General features: G+C 58.0%; 17 protein-coding genes. 13 read left to right on the forward strand and 4 right to left on the reverse strand.

Annotated elements, in window-relative coordinates; translation table 11 throughout:
• The first annotated feature begins 29 nt into the window (after window positions 1–29).
• Window positions 30–938, forward strand: coding sequence for a sugar glycosyltransferase (locus tag ACRAWE_RS03480; RefSeq protein WP_211130270.1), 909 nt, complete (start codon window positions 30–32; stop codon window positions 936–938).
• Window positions 916–2,139, forward strand: coding sequence for an O-antigen ligase family protein (locus ACRAWE_RS03485; protein ID WP_432524819.1), 1,224 nt, complete (start codon window positions 916–918; stop codon window positions 2,137–2,139). Before ACRAWE_RS03480 ends, ACRAWE_RS03485 begins: the two co-directional genes overlap by 23 nt.
• On the opposite strand, the gene ACRAWE_RS03490 is transcribed toward ACRAWE_RS03485, so the two are convergent.
• Together ACRAWE_RS03490 and ACRAWE_RS03495 are read right to left on the reverse strand one after the other, a co-directional pair.
• Window positions 2,078–3,178, reverse strand: a complete 1,101-nt coding sequence (locus ACRAWE_RS03490; RefSeq protein WP_432524821.1) for a glycosyltransferase family 9 protein — start codon at window positions 3,176–3,178, stop codon at window positions 2,078–2,080. The genes ACRAWE_RS03485 and ACRAWE_RS03490 overlap by 62 nt on opposite strands.
• A 138-nt stretch (window positions 3,179–3,316) precedes the next feature.
• Window positions 3,317–3,952 (reverse strand): flavodoxin family protein, encoded by a 636-nt coding sequence (locus ACRAWE_RS03495; RefSeq protein WP_019452488.1) that lies wholly within the window; start codon window positions 3,950–3,952, stop codon window positions 3,317–3,319.
• A gap of 115 nt (window positions 3,953–4,067) precedes the next feature.
• Here ACRAWE_RS03495 and ACRAWE_RS03500 point away from each other — a divergent pair, with 115 nt between their 5' ends.
• The 3 genes from ACRAWE_RS03500 to ACRAWE_RS03510 all read left to right on the forward strand — a co-directional run bounded on the left by ACRAWE_RS03500 (window position 4,068) and on the right by ACRAWE_RS03510 (window position 6,045).
• On the forward strand, window positions 4,068–4,964 hold the full coding sequence (locus tag ACRAWE_RS03500; protein WP_154746480.1) for a LysR substrate-binding domain-containing protein: 897 nt from the start codon (window positions 4,068–4,070) through the stop codon (window positions 4,962–4,964).
• Between the two features lie 69 nt (window positions 4,965–5,033).
• Window positions 5,034–5,621 carry a nitroreductase family protein gene (locus ACRAWE_RS03505; RefSeq protein WP_211130273.1) on the forward strand — a complete coding sequence of 196 codons (588 nt, stop codon included), beginning with the start codon at window positions 5,034–5,036 and terminating at the stop codon, window positions 5,619–5,621.
• Window positions 5,622–5,751: 130 nt separating this feature from the next.
• Window positions 5,752–6,045 carry a DUF2623 family protein gene (locus ACRAWE_RS03510; protein ID WP_063917902.1) on the forward strand — a complete coding sequence of 98 codons (294 nt, stop codon included), beginning with the start codon at window positions 5,752–5,754 and terminating at the stop codon, window positions 6,043–6,045.
• 13 nt (window positions 6,046–6,058) lie between these two features.
• Here the strand turns inward: ACRAWE_RS03510 and ACRAWE_RS03515 are convergent, their stop codons facing one another.
• Window positions 6,059–6,628, reverse strand: coding sequence for an XRE family transcriptional regulator (locus tag ACRAWE_RS03515; RefSeq protein WP_019452492.1), 570 nt, complete (start codon window positions 6,626–6,628; stop codon window positions 6,059–6,061).
• 38 nt (window positions 6,629–6,666) lie between these two features.
• On the opposite strand from ACRAWE_RS03515, the gene ACRAWE_RS03520 reads away from it, so the two are divergent.
• Window positions 6,667–7,185, forward strand: coding sequence for a GNAT family N-acetyltransferase (locus ACRAWE_RS03520; RefSeq protein WP_432524825.1), 519 nt, complete (start codon window positions 6,667–6,669; stop codon window positions 7,183–7,185).
• Window positions 7,186–7,202: 17 nt separating this feature from the next.
• Window positions 7,203–7,643: a DMT family transporter gene (locus tag ACRAWE_RS03525; protein ID WP_019452494.1), complete on the forward strand. Its 441-nt coding sequence runs from the start codon at window positions 7,203–7,205 to the stop codon at window positions 7,641–7,643.
• A 566-nt stretch (window positions 7,644–8,209) separates the two neighbouring features.
• Here ACRAWE_RS03525 and ACRAWE_RS03530 read toward each other — a convergent pair.
• Window positions 8,210–8,422: a helix-turn-helix domain-containing protein gene (locus tag ACRAWE_RS03530; RefSeq protein ID WP_432524828.1), complete on the reverse strand. Its 213-nt coding sequence runs from the start codon at window positions 8,420–8,422 to the stop codon at window positions 8,210–8,212.
• Between the two features lie 570 nt (window positions 8,423–8,992).
• Between ACRAWE_RS03530 and clbB the strand changes: the two genes are divergently transcribed.
• From clbB to clbG, 6 genes are read left to right on the forward strand one after another with little or no spacing between them, the layout of a single operon-like run.
• On the forward strand, window positions 8,993–18,607 hold the full coding sequence (clbB, locus tag ACRAWE_RS03535) for a colibactin hybrid non-ribosomal peptide synthetase/type I polyketide synthase ClbB (RefSeq protein ID WP_432524830.1): 9,615 nt from the start codon (window positions 8,993–8,995) through the stop codon (window positions 18,605–18,607).
• A 40-nt stretch (window positions 18,608–18,647) separates the two neighbouring features.
• The gene (gene clbC, locus ACRAWE_RS03540; protein WP_432524832.1) at window positions 18,648–21,239 is read left to right on the forward strand and encodes a colibactin polyketide synthase ClbC; all 2,592 of its coding nucleotides are present in this window, start codon (window positions 18,648–18,650) and stop codon (window positions 21,237–21,239) included.
• A gap of 9 nt (window positions 21,240–21,248) precedes the next feature.
• Complete coding sequence (gene clbD / locus ACRAWE_RS03545; RefSeq protein WP_432524834.1) at window positions 21,249–22,112, forward strand: colibactin biosynthesis dehydrogenase ClbD; 864 nt, start codon at window positions 21,249–21,251, stop codon at window positions 22,110–22,112.
• A gap of 35 nt (window positions 22,113–22,147) precedes the next feature.
• Window positions 22,148–22,396: a colibactin biosynthesis aminomalonyl-acyl carrier protein ClbE gene (gene clbE / locus ACRAWE_RS03550; RefSeq protein WP_253328594.1), complete on the forward strand. Its 249-nt coding sequence runs from the start codon at window positions 22,148–22,150 to the stop codon at window positions 22,394–22,396.
• Window positions 22,397–22,399: 3 nt separating this feature from the next.
• Entirely contained in the window at window positions 22,400–23,530 is a 1,131-nt protein-coding gene (gene clbF / locus ACRAWE_RS03555; RefSeq protein ID WP_432524837.1) for a colibactin biosynthesis dehydrogenase ClbF, read from the forward strand.
• A complete protein-coding gene (gene clbG / locus ACRAWE_RS03560) occupies window positions 23,527–24,795 on the forward strand; it encodes a colibactin biosynthesis acyltransferase ClbG (RefSeq protein WP_432524839.1) in 1,269 nt (422 codons plus the stop codon). Before clbF ends, clbG begins: the two co-directional genes overlap by 4 nt.
• Window positions 24,796–24,830: the final 35 nt, after the last annotated feature.

Here is a 24,830-nt window from a genome sequence, read left to right on the forward strand (position 1 = left end):
TCACGCACTCTGGATAGGACATCGCCACCATGGGCTCTTTTTTTAAGCAGGTCTATCGCTATTCCCACGCGCGCCCTTATCGGCATAACGAAAATCTTTGGCCCTATGTGAAGATCGCGCGCGGCGAAGGAGGGGAAATCACCGCCTTGTGGTATAAGCACCGGTCGGTGCCGATCGTCCCGTTGAGCGAACTGCGCAACAGCTGCCGGGGAGAGGCGTTGTTGACGGCCACCGGCCCGTCGGTGAAGCAGCTGCGCTTCGAAAATATTCCCGCCATGCCCGCCATCGGGGTCAACGGCGCCTATTTTCTGCATCGGCAGGTGGATTTTCGCTTCTACGTCATTGTGGACATGGGCTTTATCGATAGCCGCCCGGAGATCGTGCGCGACGTCATTCAACGGCGGGAGCTGACGTTATTCACCACCGTGCACGGCGTAGCCCGCATTCTCGATCGATTTGGCCAGGCGGCGATCGGTTGCCGTTTGGCGATTGTCGAAGATGCGTCCTGCAAGATTTACCATCCCCGGATCGACAGCGGTGCGCTGTGGGATCACTACTGCCGGGAAAGCGGCGTGGTTTTTGCCGCCGCGTGCCGCACGCTCGGCTTCAGTCAGGATATTCGCTGCGGCGTTTTCGATGCCGGCACCGTGGCCTACTGGGCGCTGCAAATCATCGCCTATCTCGGTTTCAAGCAGCTGTTTATCGCCGGGCTGGACATGAACAACTTCCACCAGCCGCGTTTTTACGAGACCGAGCAAGATCGGTTGCCGACATTCCTGGCAGACAAGGTGGAGTCGCTGGTGATCCCCGCTTTCCGGCACGCCGGCGCGATCATGAAAAAGCAGCAGATCGCGATAAAAAACCTTTCTCTGCACAGCGCTATCGACAGCGATATCTTCGAGAAGGTGGACGGCAATGTTTACTTTCAGCAAGCCTGAGCAATTTTATCGCCTCGGCAGCGCGTTGTTTTTAGCCTTTGCGTTTTTCAGCGCGATATTTTGCGGCCAAACCCGCGTCAACAATCTGTTTCACCTGGCGGCGCTGCTGTGGCTGGCCGCGGTGTTTACCTGGCCGCCGCTGCGGCGGCAGTTGCTGAGCAACCGCAGGGCACTGTGGGGCGGCGGATTGGCGCTGATGTTTCTGCTTTATTATTCCCTCAGCGCCCTGTGGAGCGAGACGCCGGGCGACTTACCGTCGGCCCTGACCCACAGCGCCTATATCCTGCTGTATCTCGCCTGGCTGGTGACACTGCTTGACGGTGAGCGACGCCATCAGTTGCAGTGGGTGATGTTGGCCGGCATTGCGGCGCTGTGCCTGTATTTGACGCTGGTCGACGCCCCGTCGATTTATCATCTGCGAGAAACCACCCCCCGCAATCCGGGGCCGAGCAACGTGATCGATCTGGCCGGTTACGCCGCCATAGCCATTTTGCTGAGCCTGATGATTTTCCGCGACACCGGGCAGAAGGCGGCGCTGTGCTTTATCCCGCCGCTGCTGGCGTTCATGGTGCTGACGCAAAGCCGCGGTCCGTTGATGGCGCTGGTGTTTGCGCTGGTGGCGACGATGCCTTATCGACAACGGCCGGGAAAGTGGCTGTGGATCCTGCTGCCCGGCGTGCTGGCGGTGGTTTTCGCCGTCGTTTACAGCGCGATCGGCGAGATGCTGCTCACCCGCTTTGGCGAGCTGTACCAACAGAGCTTCGTGCGCATCAGCATTTGGCGCCATAGCCTGAGGCTGATCGAACAGGCGCCGTTCTTCGGCTACGGCTTTGATAAGCAGCTTAACTTTCTCAATTATACCGGCGAGCTGAACCATACCACGCACAGCCTGTACCTCGGCGCCTTGCTGAAGGGCGGCGGCGTGGGTTTTCTGCTGCTGTTTGCGTTGCTGGCATACGGTGCGCGGCTTGCCTTTGCGCACTGGCGTGCAGGACGGCGTTGGGAGGCGGCCATGTTTCTGTTTATGCTGGTATTCTACAGTTCACAGGGGATGTTTGTGATCGCCAATCCGGCGGAGTTTTGGTACCTGTTCTGGCTGCCGTTGGCGATGCTGTTGTCGCAGCCAAAGCGGTCGCCGATCAGACTGGTGCGGGCGGCAGCGCCGCCAGCGTCTTCTCCAGCACCCGTTCCGCCTCGATGATACTGAGCGGTTGGCGGCGCTGGGCGGCATCCAGCGCGGCGCTGTCAACCGGCACATGCATCACCTGGTGCCGCTCCGGGTCCTGATAGGGGCCGGTATGCTGCGGATTGGCGGTGACGAACAGGCTGACGGTGGCGGTTTTCAACGCCACGGCGAGGTGCAGCGGGCCGGTATCGCCGGTCACCAGCACCTGCAGATTGGCGATCACCGCCAGCAGTTGCGGCAGCGTGGTCGTGCCGATATGGCTTACCACTCGCTGTTGCTGTTCCTCGCTCAGGCCCGCCATAAATTCCCGCTCGATGTGGCGCTCCGCAGCGCTGCCAATCAGCTCGATCTGATAGTCGGCGGAGTGCGCCAGCAGCCGTTGCGCCAGCTGAACAAAACGTTCGACCGGCCAGCGGCGCAGCGTTTCGGAGGCGCCCATCTGAAAGCCGATCAGGATCTTGCCTGCCGGTTTTGCGCGCGGCGGGAAAGCGACGGGAATGAACATCTCCGGGTTATCGGTGCGGCAGCCCAGTTGCCCCACCATATCCAGCTTGCGTTGGATCAGATGGCCGCCGGTGCTGCGGCTGACGCCGGTCAACCAGCGCTCCATCCCGCTCGGCTTATTGCCGTAAAGGTCTTTAAACAGATAGCGGCAGCCGGCGGCGATGGCGACCAGCACGTCGTAAGGCGCCTTCGAGTGCAGGATGATCGCCAGCTGCGGCTGGTTTTTTCGCAGCCGGCGGATCACGCTCAGCATGTCTTTGGCCTTGTGATCCCAATAAATCACGTCATGAAAGCAGGGGCTGCCTTCGACCAGTTGCCGGTTTTTGTAGCTGGAGATTAAGGTGATTTGCGCACCGGGATAGCGTTCATGCAGCGCTCGGATGGCGGGCGTGTTGAACATCAGATCGCCGAGGGCGCTGGTGGAGAAAATCACGATGCGCTCAAAGGAGTGCTGCGGATCGAAGCTCGCTGCTGGCCGGAAATTGCCCGCGATGCGGGTATAGAGACGTAAACCGGCGTTGGCCGCCGCTATTTTCCACTGTTTCGACATTGCAGTTCGCTTCCGTTTGAGAAAGGCGGCCACCGTCTGGCGCCGCGTCGTATCATACAAGCGCGGCAACGGCGGGCCAATGGCCCGCAACAGATTGCGACAGATGCTAACGTTATGCTTGCAATTGCTGCACCGCGCCTACTCCTCCCAGACCTGCGTGCTGCGTGGGCTGTCCATCTGATAATCCGAGTAGGGGCGGGTGAAGATCTCGCGCCCCAGCGCGCGGGCGGCCTGCAGCGGGTTGCGCGGATCGCGGGCGATTTCGCCGCGTTGGTTGCCGGCGCCGTGCACCAGCCCGACGAATTCAGAGTGGGTGTAGCGGCTGAACTCCTGGAGTTGATGCACGATACCCAGCGCCGCGCCGGGGTAGGTCTCTTCCGACGCCACCGCCAGCCCGATGCGCTTGCCGCTCATGCGTTGATGCACCTCCGCCGCCTGAGGGTAGGCGTTGGAATAGAAACTGAACGAGCGATCGAAAAAGGCCTTGGTTTGTGCCGACATGCCGTACCAGTAAATCGGCGTGCAAAACACCGCGCCGTCGGCCGGCAGGAAGTGTTCCAGAAACAGCTCGGCGTAGCGATCGGCCGGCGCCGGCGTATGCCGCTCGTCGCTCAGAAAACCGCTCAGGTAATCATCGAGAAAATGCAGGCTGGCGGACGTGCCGGCTTCGGCGGCGCCCGCCACGATCGCCTGCGCCAGCGTGGCGCTGTTGCCATCGCGGCGCGGGCTGCCGACCAATACCACCAAACGCTTGGGTTGATGAGTTGTATTCATGTCATATTCCTTTTTGTTAAGCGATTTCAGCCTTACTTTAGAAACTAACGTTGGCAGACGACAAATGACGGCTTTTCTGCCAGGATGAATTAAATTCACCTGTAGGGGTTTCACCATGTTCGCCACGCTGCCCGTCAACGCACTGCGCACTTTTGAATCCGCCGCTCGTCTGCACAGCTTCAAGCTGGCGGCGGCCGAGCTGGCGGTAACGCCAACGGCGATTTCACACCAGATAAAAGCGCTGGAACAGCAGCTGGGATTTGCGCTGTTTCAGCGGCTGCCGCGCGGCGTGCAGCTGACGGCGAAAGGGGAAACGCTGTTTGCCGGAGTGCACGGCGCGCTGCTGGATGTCGCCGCCACGCTCGAGGGCCTGCGGCCGCAGCCCAGCAGCGGATCGCTGTGCGTCTCGGTGACGCACTCTTTCGCGGCGCTGTGGCTGGTGCCGCGCCTGGGCCGTTTCTACCAGGCGCATCCGCACTATCTGGTGCGCCTGGAGGCCTGCGCCGAGGTGATCGATCTGCAGCAGGACGCCAGCGTGGACGTGGCGGTGCGCTACAGCCGCGCGCATTATCCCGCGCTGCATCAGACGGCGCGCCTGGAGGAAAACTTTGGCGTCTATGCCGCGCCGGGGCTGGCCGCCGCTCCGCCGGAAAATCCGGTGCTGATCACCGTCAAGTGGGGGGATTCTGCTCTGTACGACAGCGGCTGGCATGACTGGTGCCGAGCCGCGGGCGTAGACTGGTGGCAGCGCCATGCGGCGATGCGCAGCTATCACGAGGAGCATTACGCCCTGCAGGCGGCGGTGGCCGGACAGGGGCTGGTGCTCGCCAGTTCGGTGATGGTGTCCGATATGGTGGACAACGGTCTGTTGGTGGCGTACCGGCCGGAGGTGAGCGTACCGGGCGCCGCGTACAGCGTGTTGTGCGCACCGGGGCGCGAACGGCATCCGCCGGTCAGGGCATTCCTCGCCTGGCTGCAGCAGGAACTGCCGCAGGGCAATGGCACGAAATAAAAGTTTTATCGTCCTAAGCTGTGGGAATATCAGCGAACTTTTGTTTTTACTTCACTGCGAGAACCTACCATGAGCCAGCCAAGAACTTCCGATTACCCGATTGATGCACAATTTATTGAACGCTGGTCGCCGCGTGCCATGGCCAACGACGCCATCGACGATCAGACGCTGCTCAGCTTCTTTGAAGCGGCGCGCTGGTCGCCTTCGGCCTACAACATTCAGCCGTGGCGCTTCGCCTACAGCAAGCACGGTTCCGACAGCTGGGAGAGCTATCTGGAGTTTCTGATCGACTTCAACCGCGGCTGGGCGCAGCACGCCTCGGCGCTGGTGGTGATCGTCTCCAAAACCACCAGCCTGAACGGCGAGCGGCTGGTGGACAATCCGACTCATGCGTTTGATACCGGCGCCGCCTGGGCCAACCTGGCGCATCAGGCGCACCTGAAAGGCTGGCTGACCCACTGCATGAGCGGCATCCACCACGATAAGATCAAAGCGGCGCTGCAGCTGCCGGACGACTATGCGGTGCACGCCATGGTGGCGATCGGCAAACCGGGCGACAAAGCTCGCCTGCCGGATTTTCTGCAGGAAAAAGAAACGCCGTCGGGTCGTCTGCCGCTCGGCAAGACCGTCAGCGAAGGGCTGAACTTCACGCTGTGATCGCTTGCGCTCGCCGAGGCCCGCCTGGCGGGCCTTTTTTATGCGGCGAGTAAAACTTTGGGAGTATATTCTCGCTCGCCTATTCGCTGTATATTTCGTTATATAGCGATTGCATGATGAGGAGGAAACCGTGGGGGATCATTTTGGCAAAGGGCTGTTGGCGGGGTTAAAGGCGGAGAATCTGCAGCCGGAGGCGGAGCTGTCGCGCTTTTGCTCCGACTACAAGCGCGGTTTCGTGCTCGGCTATGCGCACCATTTGGCGCAGCGCTGCGGCGACGAGAACCGGGCGGCGTTTGAGGCCGGGCAGCTCAGCCGCGCCTATGGCCTCGGCAGCGAGCCGATGAGCGAGTTCTTCTCTGGCGGCGATAACCGGCTGGCGGAGAAGTTTTTCCGCGCCGGCTATAACCGACCGATGCAAAGTTAACGCATGCAAGCCGTCAGGCGGCGCTCAGTACCGCCACCATATACACGCACGGTTGGTCGCTACGGTTTTCAAAGCGGCAGTCCGCCGGTGGGCCGAGCTCCAGGCAGTCTCCCTCGGCCATTTCGTGGCGCGCCTCACCCTCAACAAACAGCAGCTCACCGGATAACACCCAAATTAGCTGACGCTTGAACGCATACACCGAAGCCGGCATCGGGATCGCCGCGCCGGCCGGCAGTTCGATGCGCACCAGATCGAGCGGCAGATCGGTGCGCGGCGAAACGTGGCGCCGCACGTAGCCACTCTCCGGATCGACCCACACCGGTTGTTCTTCCCGGCGCAGCAGTCGGCCTTCCTGCGTTTCCGCCCGGGCGATCAGCTTGGACATGCTGAGACCGAACGCGCCCGCCAGTCTGCCCAGCAGCATCGCCGTCGGGCTGCTCTCGCCGCGTTCGATCTTATGAACCATCGCCCGCGATACGCCCGCCCGTTCGGCCAGATCGGACAGCGACCAGTGGCGCGCCTCGCGTTCAATGCGAATGCGCGCGCCGATCAGCTGATTTAGATTGTCTAATTTAATATTCATATCGTAGTATTATAGTGGACAATTGGCCGGGGTAAACCATGATTATACGAAATGCGACGCTCAACGACAGCGCGGCGATTGCCGCTATCTATAACGACGCGGTGTTGAACAGCACCGCCATCTGGAATGAACAAACCGTGGATGCGGCCAACCGCGCAACCTGGATCGGCGAACGCCAGGCGGCGGGCTACCCGGTGCTGGTGGCGGTGAACGGTGCGGACGAGGCGTTCGGCTATGCGTCGTTCGGTGATTGGCGCGCCTGGGACGGCTATCGGCATACCGTGGAACATTCGGTGTATGTCCATCAGGCGCATCGCGGAGAGGGGATTGGCAAAGCGCTGTTGATCGCCCTGATCGCACGGGCGCGGGAGATCGGCAAGCACGTGATGGTGGCCGGCATTGAATCCGGCAACCAGGCCTCCATCAAACTGCATCTGGCGCAGGGATTCCATGAGGTGGGGCGTATGGAGCAGGTGGGCGCCAAATTCGGCCAATGGCTGGATCTGACCTTCCTGCAGCTGAAGCTGGACGAGCGGGCCACGCCGCCCGCGCGCTGATCCCGGGAGACAGAGCGATGAATATGCTGTTGCTACTGGTGGCGGCGGGAATGGGGCTGGTGGTGCAGAATCTGCTGATGGTGCGCATTACCGAAAGCGTCTCGACCATCCTTATCACGCTGGTGATCAACTCCAGCGTCGGTTTGCTGCTGCTGATGGGGCTGCTGCTGGCCAAAAACGGTCTCGGCGCGGTAGCTGAAGTGACCGGCGCCGCCAGGTGGTGGATGCTGTTGCCGGGGCTGTTGGGGTCGCTGTTCGTGTTCGCCGGCATTTTGGGTTACCAAAAGCTGGGGGCGGCGGCCACCATCTCGATCCTGGTCGCCAGCCAGCTGTGCATGGGGCTGTTGGCCGATGCCTATCGCGCCGGTCCGGCGGCGCTGCGCGAGAATCTGCCGGCGTTGTTCGGCGCCTTGTTACTGGTGGCGGGCGCCTACCTGGTGGCGAAACGCAGCTTTTGAGGGCGGCTGAAAGGCAAAAAGCCCGCTCGGAGCGCAGTGTGTCAGCACTGATTTTTTCAAGAGATTATAGAGCTTACTCATTGAACCAAGCCCGATAACGCCAGCTTGCTTCGAGCATTGGGTTTGAGTTAGCAAATGTATGCTATTTGACTTGGTACTGACGGCAGAAAATGAACGATGTGATAGCGTTCGCTATGCAAATTGCAATCAATACACCCCAAATGACAGCCGCGATAGTGGTTTGTAGTATATCTAGCGCTATATCCCAGTAATATATCGGCAAACATCTCTTTTTTCGATGTTGACATCAAGTTTATAGTGTGAACTGATGGCTATTGCTACTGTATCCGTCCGTGCTAAATGTCCATGATTGCAATAGCGATCAGGTTATCATCCTGCTGGTTGTTTTATTGATTGGCGCGCGATTTAAAATACATATTTCTGTACCTGTAACAAGGCAATGCTGTTGAGCCCGACTTATCTTTCTTCATGGAAAGAGTCAAGAGGGCCATCCATATTCTTTCGAAGGAAAAAACAGTATGGCCAACGAGCAGGGCTACGCTAATTTAGATAATCTCACCCTTATCAGCAATGTGTATTGCATGGTTGATATTCTTGGCTTGTATTTTATGCTTGATGTTCTTCACATGAAATTTTATCGTGTTTACAGATATGTTAAGATTTTGTGATATTTCAGTGTACTCATCGCCTTGTGCTAGCATGCGCAACACTTGCCTTTCACGCAGAGACAACGTGTTGTTTTCCAGGTCTTTTTTCATACTACATTCCGTTGTTTGAAAACATGTCATGAATATGGTTAGGTTTTGCGGTTTTCAAAAAAAGAAAAACGCAGGATACAACATTTCTTAATGTAAGGAAGTGTCATACATAATTAATGTTATATACATCATGTTTCCAGGTCGTAAAGGAGTGTCTGTATTCCTTCACACCAATCATGTGGTTGTGCTCTGGAAGACGCCTGGTTTAGCGGCTTATATACAGACTGAATAGTTCGGTCTATGAGTTAATTACTCACTTATTATTAGCGTTTCATATTGTCTGCAACATGAAAGGGAAAATGTGGTTACCCACGTGAACTCGTGTGGGGCTCTGGCAATGAACCACACCGCTTAAAATGGAAAATTCCTTTAATATTAGAGAGATGGATTGCCGTGCTAATGCTTATTCTAATTAGTGATTAAATGTGGGTAAATTATATTATTGTACGATAAAAAACTATCCTTGTGGGTAGGTATGCGATTGGAAAGGCTATGTTAAGTTTAGTTGTAACAAATCCCAGTAGTTATTATTCACTTGAAATATTTGAATTATAAATAAGGTAGTGAGTTATGGATAACACCTCTGGATATTCTCTGTGTACTGACAAGGTCATACGTAATCACTTTCCGTTAACACCTAGTCAACAAGGGTTCTTATTCCATTCGTTAAACGAAGAGGTGAAGCATAACTATCATGAGCAATTTACGTGCATTTTTTCCCAGTGTGTAGAAAGTGCCCACTTTCAGTGGGCGTTAGAAGTGTTATTTCGCAAGCATGAGTGTTTCCGCACGGAATATCATTGGGATATGGACGATCATCCCTGTCAGGTGGTGAACACGGATGTGTTGCCGGAAATATATGTGTTAAACGGTGAGGAGGGTGAATTACGTTGCCCACTCAATGAAGGCATCATCTCGATCCCACCGGATGAAGGTATTGATGCCATAATCCCCCAACTGTTACAGACTGATTTACGTTATCCTTTCGCCTTAAATTCTATACCGGTCCGCGCCTATCTTATTCAGTCAGCGAAAGAGAGTGCCTTTATTCTCTCTTACCACCACATAGTGATGGACGGCTGGAGCTTATCCCTTTTTATGACACAGTTGCTCCAACTCTATGGCGTTGCCGTGGCTAGTGGTGTGAGGGATGACAGTGTCATTTTCCCCTCATCCCTGAAGCCCCTTGTAGACGCTTTGGCAGCCCGACGACACACCTTTCAACGGGACTATTGGGCGAAATATCTTCAAGGGGGAACGCCAACCAGCATCGCGCGACTGGCGCAACCTCATACCGACACTGAGGCCGAGAATAATCCTTATTTGAATCAAAAACATCAAGCAGAGATCACCCTCTCGGCGGATGTGTGTCAGAAAATACAGGCCCTGTGCAGCGAGCACCGTATCACCCCCGCACCGTTCTTCTATGTGGCGTGGGGCATAATGCTCCAACGCTGGTGTTATGCTGACGATGTGGTGTTCGGCGCGACGGTATCGGGGCGAAACGTGCCGATTGATGGCATAGAAGAAACGCTGGGGCTATTTATTAACACGTTGCCGCTACGCTTGCGCGATGATGGCGCAACGCTGTTGCAACATGTACAGCGTATGCATCAGACATTAATGACGCACTACGACTGTGAGCATGATGCCTTAGCCAACATACAGCGACTGGCGCAGGAAGAGAGCCAGGTCGGCGACCTCTTTAATACCTTGGTGGTACTGGAGAATTACCCGGTCGATGCGGCCTTGCTGTCAGGTACGTCGTCCGTGGCGATTCGCCATCTTGGCGTACAGGAACAAACGCACTATCCGCTGACCTTGACCGTTACCCAGCAGGAGGGATTCCGTTTCAGTCTCGCCTACGCCACCCGCTACCTGACCGACGGCATGGCGCGTGCGTTGCTGGCGCACCTGAGTTACCTGCTTGAACAACTGGTGGAGGATCCGCTGCGGCCCATCGCCGCGTTGGTAAACCTGACCCCGCGCCAGCAGACGCAGGCACTTCAACCCTATGTGGACCGCATGGCGTGCCGGGATTGGGATAACCAATCTCATGTCATCGAACAATTTCATCGGGTTGTTGCGGACTCTCCAGAGCAGATCGCCGTGGTGGATGAGCAGTGCGCGTTGACCTATCGTGAGTTGGCAGCAAGGGCCGAACGGCTCGCGGCCTATTTGGTACAGCAGGGCATTACGGCTGGCGATGCGGTAGGTGTTATTAGCGAACGCCGGGTAAACACCGTGGTTGCCATCATCGCCATCATGACGATCGGCGCCGCTTATGTGCCCATGAGTCCCGACTACCCTGTGGGCCGGATGCAGGAAATTATTGACGACAGCGGTTTGACACTGCTGCTGGTGCATGGCAAATCACTGGACGCATTGCGGGTTGCACAGGGTGATCTGTATGCATTCCCCGCCGCGCCGCCAGTGGAATTCCCGGCTATCACGCCGGATTCTCGCGCTTATGTGATTTACTCATCGGGGTCGACGGGCAAACCCAAGGGCATTGCGGTGGCGCACCGCAGTTTGCTGCGCTTGATGCAAGGCGACAGCCCGCTGAAGGTGATGACCGGCGAGACAACGCTGCTGACCTGCCCGTTCGAGTTTGATGTTTCGGTGTTTGAGATGTGGTCTACCTTGCTCAACCACGGCAAGCTGGTATTGCTCAGCAAATTGGCGTTACTCGATGTTGATCGCATTCGCCGCACGATCGCTCATGAACAGGTGACGCGCGCCTGGTTTACCTCATCCTTGTTTAACACCTATGTGGCGGAAGGCGGCGATTTCTTCGGCCTGCTACAACGTATAACGGTGGGCGGCGAGGCAGTATCCGCGCGGCACATCAACGACGTGATGCAGAAATACCCGCATCTGACGGTGACGAACGGCTACGGGCCGACGGAAAACACCATCTTTACCACTGCGTACCGCTTCAACGGACCGCAACCCGCCCGAGTGCCGATTGGCCATGCTGTGCCGGGCACCTCGCTCTACATTACCGATCTCCACGGGCATTTGTTGCCCATCGGTGCCCTCGGCGAACTGGTGGCGGGGGGAGAGGGGGTCGCTCTCGGCTATCAGAACAATCCGGCACTGAGCGCAGCGGTCTTTATCCCCGATCCTTTCATTCCCGGCGGCATGATGTACAAAACCGGCGATTATGCCCGGTTGCTGGATGATGGCTGTGTTGACTGTTTTGGCCGCAAAGATGGTCAAATCAAGATCAACGGACAACGAATCGAAACCGGAGAGATCGAGCAACGCTTGCTGGAGTGCGCCGACATTCTCGAGGCGGTGGTGGTTCCTCACCGAGTGCGCGATACGCTGCATATTGCGGCGGTGGTCTGCGTCAATGATGGCTATGACGAGGCTGAAGTACGCGGACAATTGGCTGACACACTGCCGCCATTCGCCATCCCGGAATCATTGGTGGTGGTGACGGAGATTGCCAAAAGTCACAGCGGTAAGGCCAACCTGGCGCAGTTGCGGCATCTCTTGCCCGTCGCACAGCGCCATGCAGCGCCTGCCACGGCTTCAGTGGCGCATGGCGAAGTGGGACGGGCGCTGCATGCCATCTGGCAACGCGTGCTCGATAGACAAGACATTGATGGCAACGCCTCCTTTTTCGCGCTCGGCGGCACCTCACTGGATACCATTAGGGTGAAAGGGGAGGTTAAGCGGCAACTTGGTCTAGAGATTGATATTACCGATCTCTTTAAATATCCCACTCTGGCGGCGCTCACGCGTTTTCTCAGTACTGCGGTGCCGCCGCCGGAGGACGCGGCGCCAACGCACGTTGTTGCCTACAGCGATATGCCGGTGGCGATTGTCGGGATGGCGGGGCGCTTCCCCGGCGCGGCGAATATTGCGGCGTTGTGGTCGCTGGTCGCTGGCGGAGAATCAGGGTTAACCCTGTTCAGCGATGAGGAATTGCGTGCGCATGGCCTGGCGGCAGATAAGCTCAAGCAAGCGAATTACATAAAGGCCAAAGGGGTTATTGACGACCACGAATGGTTTGACGCGGATTTCTTTGGCTATACCCCCAACGACGCGGAGCGTATGGATCCGCAAATTCGGCTATTGCATCAGTGCTGCTGGCAAACGCTGGAACACGCCGGGTGCGATCCTGTGACTTTTGCTGGCGCGATTGGCCTTTATGCCGGGTTGCTGACATCGCCCCACTGGCTCAATGCGGTGATGCAAGACACCCCCGACGCCACCGCCCTGTATAAGGCCAGTATCCTGAATATCCACGCCGTCACGGCGTTGATTGCCCATGCGCTCAACCTCACGGGGCCCGCCGTGACGCTGGACACGGCCTGCTCCACCTCGGCGGTGGCAATCCATCAGGCCTGCAACGCGCTGCGTAACCGGGATTGCGATGCGGCGTTGGCGGGCGGTGTCTCCATCGAAATGCCGGCTTACCGGGGCTATGAATACCATGAAGGCATGATCAATGCGCGAGATGGCGTCTGTCGTCCCTTCGATAGCCAAGCGTCTGGCACCGTCACCGGCGATGGCGTGGGGATGCTGCTGCTGAAACGTCTGGATGACGCGCTGGCGGATCGGGACTGTATCTATGGGGTGATAAAAGGCTCGGCGGTCAACAATGATGGCAATAACAAGATCGGCTATACCGCGCCGAGCGTGACCGGGCAGACGGCGGTGATCCGCGCCAGCTTGCGCCGTGCCGATTTTGATAGCGACAGCATCGGATTGGTGGAAGCGCACGGCACCGGCACGATGCTGGGCGATCCTATTGAGTTGCGGGCGCTCAATGAGGTGTTTGGCCCCGCATCGGCCCCGGTTTGTGCGGTATCGGCGCTAAAAAGCAACATCGGTCACCTCAACTCGGCTGCGGGGGTGGCGGGCGTCATCAAAACGACGCTCGCCCTGCATCATCAGGTGCTGCCGCCAACGGCGCACTTTCGTCAACTCAATCCCGCTATCGATCTGTCGCGTTCCGCACTGTACGTTAACCCGCAAGCGCAACCGTGGCCGCCGACGCGACCGCGCCGTGCATTGGTGAGCGCCTTCGGTATCGGCGGCACTAATGCCAACATCGCGCTGGAAGCGCATCAGCATGAGGGCGACCCTTCAGCGGCGCGGGTGCGCGACGACTACCTGTTGCTATTTTCCGCTAAAACGCCTGCCGCGCTGGACGCGCGCGCGGTCTCAACGCTGGAATATGTCAAGCACGGGGTGGGCGTGCGTCTGCCGGATGTCGCTTATACATTGCAAACTGGACGCACGGCCTTTGACTATCGGCGGGCCTATTTGGTGAGTCGAGGATCAAAAATCGATCTCTCTTGCACTACGGTATTGCAGGCGGACACGTTCAGCGGCCGGCGCGCGGCGGCGGAGATCTGCTTCATGTTTCCCGGTCAAGGCAGCCAATATCGCGGCATGGCTAAAGGTCTCTATGCCCATCAGCCTTTGTTTCGCCGGCACATGGATCGCTGTTTTGCTGCTTTACAGCGCTATTCAATGGTCGATTTCAAGGCGCTGCTGTTTGACGATGCGGACACACGGGATATTGATCAGACGCAGTTCACGCAACCGGCGCTGTTCTGTGTTGAATACAGCTTGGCGAACACGTTGATTGACCTGGGGATTACGCCGGACAGCATGATCGGCCACAGCCTGGGCGAATATGTCGCCGCCTGCATCGCCGGTGTGTTTACCCTCGAGGATGCGCTGCGCGTCATTGAGGTGCGCGGAAGCTTGATGCAGTCCATGCGTCCTGGCAGCATGTTGGCGGTCTATCTCAGTCGCGAGCAACTGACCCCGTGGCTGGGGACGGAATCGGGTATTGAGCTGGCGGCGAATAACAGCGCGCACTTTTGCGTGGTTGCGGGCGAGCAGGTAGCCATTTCCAGCTTGAGCGCGCGCTTAGCCGAGGGTGAGATACAGCACACGCGCCTGAAAACTTCTCACGCATTTCACTCGGCCATGATGACGCCGATGTTGCACGATTTCGCTCAACTGCTGCGCCAAATCCCGCTGCACGCGCCGCACAAACGCTTTATCTCTAACGTAAGCGGCACCTGGATCACCGTAGAGCAGGCCACCTCGCCTGACTACTGGGTGCAGCAGGTGCGCAACGCCGTGTTGTTCAATGAAGGCGCGGCACAGCTACTGGTGGAACCCACGCTGTTTGTCGAATGTGGGCCGGGGAAATCGCTTTCTACCTTTATTCAAGGACACGGCCAATATCGCGATCAGCCGACCCTGCCAACGCTACGTAAAGCCAATGCGGCGATCGATGACGAACACGTTCTGCACCGTGCGCTGGCCGCGCTATGGGTCAAGGGCGTGAATATCGACTGGCGGCGCTTCAACCAGTCGGCGCTCGGCAAGCACATTCCGTTGCCGGATTACCCCTTCGAACAGGCGTATTACTATCGTTATGGCGCTGCGCTCTCCGGTTATCGTCAGCACCCCCATCCTCTGCGCCGACCAAAAGATGAGTGGCTCCAACGCGTGCTGTGGCGGATACACGACGCCCCCTCGCACGATGCGTTCTATGCGCCAGGCGCGTTGACGCTCATCATTAGCGCCGATGGTGGCAAGCTACAGCAGCAACTGACGAACAATGGAATCGACAGCATCACCGTGCCGCTGCCGACGTCACCAGAGGATGAGGTGTGGGATAAAGACCGTATTCTTGCGCATTTCCAGGGCGTCAGCGCGCTTTTGGCGAACAAGACTTACCATCAATTGCATTGCCTCTATGCACCCGGTGCGGCGGTAGATTCGTCACTGGCGCAGTCGCTCGCGGGGCTCTACCGCGTTGCTCGCTGGTGCGCGCACGGCTCCCCGCTGCTGGCGTCCCTGACGGTACTGACCCAGGGTGCGTTCCGCGTACTGGAACAGGATAACGCCGACCCGGCGCTGGCGGCATTGTCCGGTGCCGTAAACGTGCTGGCCCAAGAGTTGCGTCCAACCGAAGTGCGGTTGATCGACATTGATGCGCAGGGCAGTGACGAGAACCTAAGCTGGCTCAGTCGGCGTTTGGCCCCGCAAGAGACGGTAATGGCGCTCAGGCAGGGCATGCCCTACCTGCGGAGCTTTACTCCGACACGGCTGTTGGCGAATTTACCTCCTCAGGCAGGATGTCTGCCGGGCAGCGTGTTGTGGATCATCGGTGGTGAAAAGGGCATTGGTCGCGTGATCGGTGAAGCGTTTGCACGGCGTGAGGGGAGTCGCGTGGTGCTGAGCAGTCGCGCCGGGTATTGCCACGAACTGGTACGGCAGGCCGAATTAGACGTCATCCACTGTGACGTAACGCAGGCGGAGGAGGTTAACGCTTGTCTGGCGACACTACTCGAACGTTATGGCCGTTTGGATGGCGTGATTTTTGCCGCCGACGCCACCACCGCATTGACACTGCATCAACTGAGCGAATCTGCGCTACGCGACACGCTGGCGGTAAAAGGACAAGGCACCGATAACGTGCTGCATGCGTTAGCGCAACGGAATTTGCTGGATGAGCGCCTGCTGTTGTTGTTTTGTAACTCGCTGGCTGCCGTGAATGCGGAGATTGGCCAGACAGGCTATGCCGCCGCCAGCGCCTATCTGGATGCGCTGGCACAGCAACTGCGTACCCGCTACGGAGTGAATGCGCTCAGCATCGGGTGGGATGCATTGCGTGAACAGGGCATGTTGCTGGATGCCATAAACGGCAGTGAATACGACGTCCTGCGAGGCCTGCGTCCATTGACGACGGGAACGCTGCTACAGGCTTATAAACGACAAGGTGCTGGCGCCAGCTACTATACGCGCTTGTCCCCCGCATCCGATTGGCTGCTGGAAGAGCACCGGATATCCGGTGTTGCCACGCTGCCGGGGACCGGCTATCTGGCGCTGGCGTATGAAGCCCTGCGCCACTACCTTGCGCAAGACCAAATCTGCATTGATGAACTGGTCTTTTTGGCCCCGTTGAGTGTGATGGATGACGGATGCGCTGACGTGTTCGTTGACATTTTACCTGACGGGCAGGGGGTGAGCGTCGAGGTGAAGTCAATGACAGAGCGCTTTAGCGGTACGCTGACCACCCATGCCAAAGGCAGGGCGACGCGCCTGACTGCGGATGAGAACGGCGCGTACGATCTCACGAGTCTGATGCGCGAGATGCACGCCATCACGCCTCCGGCACAGGGATTATCGAGCACGCACTTCCACTACGGGCCGCGCTGGCACAGCGTGCAACAGCTGTACTGCAACACTGCACAGACTCACGTTTTCGCCACGTTGTCCCTGCCCACTGTTGCCGCCGATGATGCGCTCGCGCTGCACCCGGCATTGTTGGACATCGCCAGCAGCGTTGTCGAACAACTGCCCGATTTTCACACCGATTCGGTGCCCTTCCTCTATCAAGATTTACGCCTGTACCGCCCGTTGCCGACCACCTTACACGTGGCGCTGACCGTCAATCGGCACGATGAGGAGGGTGACAGCTACGCTTTCACGCTCTACGACACGGCAGGCAAGCTGATTGCCCGCTGTGCGGCGTTGGTGAAGCGCAAGATACAGATCCACATGCAAGATGCCGACGATGGCACGCGACTGCGCGTGCCCAGTGCCGACAATTATCAATTGCGGCTGGCCTCTGAGGAGTCGGGAGCAGGTAAGCTGGCTCTGTATCCGACGCCGCGCCTGGCGCCGGGGGATTCACAGGTGGAGATTGAGGTACTGGCTACCGGGCTGAACTTTAAGGATGTGCTGTACAACACGGGGCTGCTCCGGCAACAGCCGGGGGACGCGCCGCTGCAATTGGGACTGGAATGCGCCGGACGCATTACCCGAGTGGGTAAAGATGTCACCGAATTCGCCCCGGGTGAGGATGTCATGGCGGTGCTGAACGGCGGTTTTGTGCAATACGCGCGGGTAGAAAGCGATTGTGTGGTGAGAAAACCGGCCCATTGCCGCATCGAACAGGCGGCTGCGCTGCCCATCGCATACCTCACGGCCTATTACGCGCTGGTGGTGCGCGCTAACCTTCAACCCGGAGAACGGGTGTTGATCCACAGCGCGGCGGGGGGCGTTGGCTTGGCCGCGATCCATATTGCCAAACAGTGTGGCGCACAGATCTATGCCACGGCAGGCAGCTCGCAGAAGCGCGATTACCTGCTTTCGTTGGGCGTGCATGCCGTGGCGGATTCGCACAGCGAACAGTTCGCCGCCAGTCTGCTGGCCGCATCGGACGGGCAGGGGATGGATGTGATCCTCAATTCCCTCACTGGCCATCTGCTCGACGCCAGCCTCGCTCTACTGGCGCCACTGGGCCGTTTTCTTGAACTGGGCAGCAAAGACATCGTGGAAGACAGAGCTCTGCCGATGCGTTTCTTCGCCCAAGGCGGCACCTTTATTCCGATTAATTTCCACGCGGCGCAGGGCGCTTTTAGCCGCTACCTGCAACAGATTGTCGCCTGGATCGACGACAACACGTTGCCGCTCCTGCCGTGCAAATCCGTACCGCTGCCCGAGGTTGCACGCGCCTTCGCCACCCTGACTACGCCGCAACATATCGGCAAGGTGGTGGTAATGCACCGCACTGCGGCGGGCATGGACCGGCTGAACGCCATGATGGCGGAACGGCGTCTCGGTGGCTATGCGCTCAGCATGAGCAACGCCGAGGCGATGCGCCAGTTGTGGCCGTTGCTGCACACCCGTAGCCCGTGGGCGCAAGTGCTGCTTTCGCCACGGGCGATCGATCGCTTGGCGCGAGGTAACCGGGTGGACCGCGGCGTATCTTCCGCCACTGACGATGCGATCGCTCTGCAGACGGTGAAAAAGCGGCCCCGTCCAGAAATGGGCGTGGCATACAGCCCCGCGACGCGCGAGGTGGAACGCGTGCTCTGCCAGATCCTGGAAGAGTATCTGGGACTGGCCAGCGTGGGCCTCGACGACAACTACGCCGAATTAGGGGCAACGTCACTTGATATGGTGCAACTGAGTGGGCAGATGGCGCGTCACTATCCGCAAGTGAGCGTGATGTCGCTGTACAACCACGCCACCGTGCGCCAACTGGCGGCGTTTTGCCAGCCGCCGGAGGACGAGCCGGGTGCGCCCCCGTCGCCGCCTGCTGCACAGACGACAGCGCGCGCGAATCAGGCGGCTAAACGCGCTTTGCAAATCGCGAAAAATACTGCGAGCAACCGCACGTCTTCGCATTAATCCGGGCGCGCCATCGCCCTGCAAAAAGGTAATGAGGCTTATGGAATACGCAAGCGACATGAACGGCATGGAAATCGCCATCATTGGCATGGCGGTTCGTTTTCCGCAGTCCCGGACGTTGCACGAATTCTGGCAAAACATCGTGCAGGGTAAAGAGTGCGTCACCTTCTTTAGTCAGGAGGAGCTGCTGGCCGAGGGCGTCGATCAGTCGACGCTGGACAACCCTGCCTATGTGCGAGCCAAACCCTATATTGAGGGCGTATGCGACTTCGATGCTGCATTTTTCGGATACAGTCACAAAGAGGCGCAGGCGCTGGATCCGAAATCCCGCGTGCTGCATGAAGTTGCCTATCATGCGCTCGAAGATGCGGGCTACGCCCAACGCACCGGCGAACAGCTGACCGGGGTTTTCCTTGGGGCGTCGGAGGATGTGGATTGGCTTCGGCGTTCGCTGTCGCAGATTGACGGCGATGCACTGAACCGCTTTGAGTCCGGCATCTATGGCCACAAAGATCTTATCGCCCATTTCATTGCCTACAGCCTTAATCTCAACGGCCCGGTGTATAGCCTCTACACCAGCTGTTCCACTTCCCTGAGTGCAACGCACATCGCCTGCCGCAGCTTGCTGTTCGGCGAATGCGATCTGGCGCTGGCGGGAGGAATTACCATCGATTTACCGCAGAAATCAGGTTATTTCTGTCAGCAGGGCATGATCCATGCCACCGACGGCCACTGCTGTCCTTTTGACAGTCAGGCTTCCGGCACCTTGTTTGGCGACGGCGCGGGCGTGGTTGTGCTTCGGCGCCTGGAGGATGCACTGGCGGCGGGCGATCGCATCTACGCCGTGATCCGAGGCAGCGCGGTCAACAACGACGGTAAACAAAAAATCGGCTTTGCTGCGCCCGGCCATGACGGGCAGAAGGCGGTCATTCGCGCGGCCTGTCATCTGGCAGAAGTGAGCCCGGAAAGCATCGGCTACGTTGAAACCCATGGTACCGGCACCCGTATTGGCGATCCTATCGAGTTCGCCGCGTTGACGGAGGCGTTCGACACCTCGCGCCGCCACTACTGCGCGCTGGGGGCGGTGAAAGCGAACATCGGCCACACCCACGCGGCGGCGGGCGTGGCTGGGCTAATAAAGACGGCGCTGGCGCTTTATCACCGGACTATCCCGCCGCTCGCCAACTACCGAACGCCTAACCCGAAGCTGGACCTGGCACATTCACCGTTTTATATCCCGACGCAGCCGCAGGACTGGCCCGTATCGGAGACGCCGCCCCGCGCTGGCGTCAGCTCTTTTGGCATTGGCGGCACCAATGTGCATGTGATTTTGGAAGGGCTGAATCCCACGGTGCGTGATGACCAGGTGCGTGCGCGGGTGTTTGTTCCGCTCTCCGCGCCTTCTCACGAGCAGTTGGATGCGCTGACGCAACAGCTTGCCCCGTTGCCGGCTACCCTCGATGCAGCAACGTTGGCCTACATGCAACAAGTGGCGAGACCTGCGTTTGACTGCCGCCGAGTGATACAAGTGGAAAGCGACGGCACGCAGACGGTGCTGGAATCGCTGGATACCCTGATGCCTGACGCGCCCTGGGGTCTGCACTGCCCGGATCTGCGTACAACCTGCGATGGTGCCTATGCACATTTGCTGGCGCACTCGGCGCATTATCAACGCGAAGTGGCGGCCCTGACGGTGTTACTCAACGACATGAGCATTCCGCCCGCCTATCGCCACCCTGAAGCGTGGGCGGCGCAGGCGGATAGCCTGCTGATCAGAGGTTGCCAGACGATAGCCGCGCTGAAAACCTGGATGGCTCTGCTGCCGGCCTTGACGCTGTTGTCGGGTGCCGGAGCAGGCCTCTTGCCTGCCGCCGCAGCCAGCGGCGTGATGGCGAGGCAAGAGGTGTTGCGTCTGCTGTGGGAAATGGAGCAAAAGGCGCTTCATCTCACGCTTCCTGAACGCCATGTGCCCACCCCCGGCTACAAGCTTGCCTGGCAGGGATATCCCATCAACGATGCACAGCGTGACGACAGAGGGTTTTGGAGCGAAGCGCTGTTGGCGGATACCCGAGAGCAGGGTGTGGGCTGTCGCGGTACCAACTGGGTCAGGCTGCAGCCGGAAACGGGCGAACGCGGGGGAGTACTGCGCTACGTGGCGCAGCTGTGGTGTGCGGGCATCGATGTTGATTGGGCCACGTGGTACGGCGCGTCGCTGCCGCAACGCGGCAGCGCATCAGCGTATCCCTTCGCACGCAACCACTACCCATTGCCCGCGCGGGCAACGGCCAGCGAGGAGACACAGCCCGTGGCGGGACCCGAAACGCGCCGCCCTTATCAGGCACGTCCCGTGTTAAGCGTGCCTTTCGTGGCTGCGCAGTCGCCGGCCATGCAACATATCATCGGGCTGATGGAGCAGTTGCTGGAAATTGCGCCGGTCGGGTTGGACGACGACTTTTTCGAACTGGGCGGGCATTCGCTGCTGGTGACGCAGCTGACCTCCCGCTTAGAACGCGATTTCAATGTACATATCGATCTTTTGGCCCTGATGGAAACCCCCAATCCGCGCAGTATCTACGCGCATATCGCGGCACAACTGGGGGGCGAAGACAACCTGGAAACAGCCTGTCAGTAAAGGAGCGAAATGATGAATGTGGCGGTAATAGGTGCAGGCATAATGGGAACTGGCGTCGCCCATAATATGGCGCAATACGGCATATCAACCACCGTTGTGGATATTTCCCAGGCTCAACTGGATAAATGCCGACAGATGATTGAAGCAAATTTACGCTTATATCATTTTCATCCGCAGCATAAAAAAAGCACCCGCAGTACGGCGGAGATAATGGGGAATATCCGTTTTACCACCGAGTTGGATGATATTGCAGAATGTGACTTGGTGATTGAGAATATCACCGAGGATATTGAGAGAAAAAACGCGCTGTACGCCAGGATGAACACCATCTGCGGCGAATCGACAGTGTTCGGTGTTAATACTTCCGCCATCTCTATCACGGCGTTGTCAAAATTAATTCAGCATCCGGAGAGTGTGGTCGGCGTCCACTTTATGAATCCTGTTCCGCTGATGCATACCGTCGAATTAATCCGCGGCGTGCATACTTCTGAGCGCACGCTGGAAATATTTCATCATTTATTTTCTCAGATGGGGAAAACCGGCATTGTGGTCAATGATTCACCGGGTTTTGTCACTAATCGCGCCATGATGATTTTTGTTAACGAAGCCATATTTATGGTACAGGAGCAGGTCGCTCGCGCCGAGGATATCGACACGCTGTTTAAAACCTGCTTCGGGCACAAGATGGGACCGCTGCAAACCGCCGATTTGATTGGCCTGGACACGATTCTCCAATCGTTGCAGGTGCTGTATGAAAGTTTTAATGATGACAAATATCGCCCCTGCTTCTTGTTAAAGAAAATGGTTGATGCCGGGTGTCTGGGCGCGAAATCGGGGCAGGGGTTTTATCGTTACCAACAGGCGCACGACTAGCAGTTATTCCAAATTAATCTGATAAGGATATGAATATGGAAACGCAAGACATGAAGGCCGCCATTCGGCAATTTCTCTCCCGCTCATTGCGTGGGTATACGTTGAATGACGATGACGATATTTTTTCTCTTGGGCTCGTGCACTCGTTATTTACCGTGCAAATCATTCTTTTTATCGAAAAAACCTTTCAGGTTGAGCTGGAAGTGAGTGAGTTGAAAATAGAGCAGATTGCTACCATAAATAAAATGGTGGAACTCATCCAGCGGCAAACCTGCCTGGAGTAATCTATGACCACTGAAAATTATGAGATTGTCCGGCACGAGGCCGCACTGTTCGCAGAAAAACATCTTGCCACGGTTGCTCAGGATATTGAACGTCAGCAGTTTATTGTGCCCGACATTATTTCGTGCGTGGCGCAGGCCGGGTATTTAGGCGCCTCAATCTCCCAAAAATATGGCGGCCGAGATTACGATTCTTACCAACTGTGCGCCTTGCATGAAGTGATGGCTGGGGTACACGGTTCGTTAGAAAATCTCATTACCGTGACCGGCATGGTCAGCACGCCGCTGCAACGCGCGGGCAGCGCAGCGCAAAAGGCCTATTACTTGCCAAAGCTTGCAACGGGGGAACTGATCGGCGCCATTGCCCTCACTGAACCAAATATCGGCAGTGACCTGATGAACGTGGAGACGGAATTGCAGCAGGACGGCGATGGTTGGCGGCTGAGCGGCAAAAAGAAATGGATCACGCTAGGGCAGATTGCGGATTTCTTTATCGTTTTGACCCGTTGCGGCAATCAGTTAGCGACGGTGCTTGTCGATCGCGACACCGACGGTTTCACCATCACACCGCTCAGCGATATGTTGGGGTTACGCGGCAATATGTTGGCGGAGCTGCATTTTAATGATTGTCGTCTGAAAGCCGACGCGTTGCTCGGCTCGTTCACCTCAGGGGTGCCGCTGGCGGTGAATTTTGCACTCAATGAAGGGCGATTCACTACCGCTTGCGGCAGCCTGGGATTATGTCAGGCCGCGGTGGACGTGGCGGCGCGCTACATCCGCCAACGTAAACAGTTCAAGCGGCGGTTGTTTTCCCACGGTATTGTCCAGCACCTGTTTACCTCCATGCTGACCCAGACACGCAGCGCGCAACTGATGTGTTTCAGTGCGGCGGAATACCGCGAAACGCTGCACACGGCCATGATGAACCAAACGCTGATGGCTAAGTATGTCGCCTCTAAAGCGGCGGTGGACGTGACAGGGAATGCGGTGCAACTGCTGGGCGCGAACGGCTGCCATGCCGACTATGCCGTCGAGCGTTACTACCGCGACGCCAAAATCATGGAGATTATCGAAGGGACATCGCAAATCCATGAAATCCAAATTGCGACGAATTACATGATGGAGAGTAAAGCATGACGCAGGATGTCGCGCTGCTGTTCCCCGGTTCCGGTTCGCAATATGTGGGCATGGCACGGCGGTTGTATGAGCGCTATCCGCAGGTGCGCACGTTGTTTGACGAAGCCAGCCAGATTGCGGAACGGGACATGGCGGCGCTGTGCCTGTCGGGTACCTTGGTGCAACTTGCCGAGCCGACGGCGATGGCGCTCGCTATCTATACCACCAGTGTGGCCCACTTCGTCGCGTGGCAGCAGTTTTTGGCGCAAACCGGTACTGATGTCAACCTTCGTTATATGTTGGGTCACAGTTTGGGCGAATATGCTGCGCTGACCTGTAGCGGCGCGCTGAGCTTTTCCCAGGCGCTGGCCCTGGTGGCGATGCGCAGCCGTTTAGCCGGTGAGATCGCCCGCGAGATGGACGCGGGTACCACCATCATCAAGCAGGGGAATCAGGCGTTGGTGGAGGCGGCGTGCGAGGCGGCGGAGCGCGAAACCCGACAGCAGGTAGGCATCGCCTGTTTCAATTCGGCGCAACAGTTTATGTTGTCTGGGCAAAACGCGGCCATTATCGCCGCCGAGCAATACCTGCTGGATCATGATCGCCAGGTCGAAGTGGTGCCGCTGATTGGCGGTGTTCCTTACCACAGCCCGCTATTGCAACCTTACGGGCAGCAGCTGCGCCAGGCGCTGGAACGCTGCGACTGGCGGCGTCCGTGCTGCCCAGTGATCGCCAATGTCAGTGCTCAACCCTATCCCGATACGGCCACGCCAACGCAATGGCTGGAACAACAACTGTCCCAACCCGTGCAGTGGCAGCGTTCTCTCACCTACCTGACAGGGCAACCGGTACCGATCGCGATAGAGATCGGTCCGCAAAGCGTGCTGAAAAATCTGCTGTTGGAGAATCGCTATCCAGCGCAGGTTTACGCTTTTGACGACCGTCAGGATCGCGCGCGGCTGGCACAGGAACTGGGGGACGGCACGGCAGCGCAGACCGATCCGCAAGCCGTGCGCCGCCAGCGCATCAGGCTGTTAACCAACGCCTTGACGGCCACACGCCACCACCGCGCCGCCGATGCGGCCGCCAGTGCGCAATTGAAGGCGTTGCTCAGCCGTTTTTTTGAGCGCATCCAGCAGATTGAACAGCGCGGCACCTCCAGCGAGGAGGACATCGCTTTTCTGCATGAACTTCTTGAACAGGGATTTCAACTCAAAGGCAGCAGTCAGGCGGAAATCGACGCCTGCCAAGCGCGGTTGGCTGCCGACAACGGCGGACTGGCATAACCCGTCACGCCATCCTACGCACTTATCTCGCTTTG

The organism is Serratia sp. BFP-2025 (genome assembly GCF_050880365.1).
Lineage (GTDB): Bacteria > Pseudomonadota > Gammaproteobacteria > Enterobacterales > Enterobacteriaceae > Serratia > Serratia surfactantfaciens.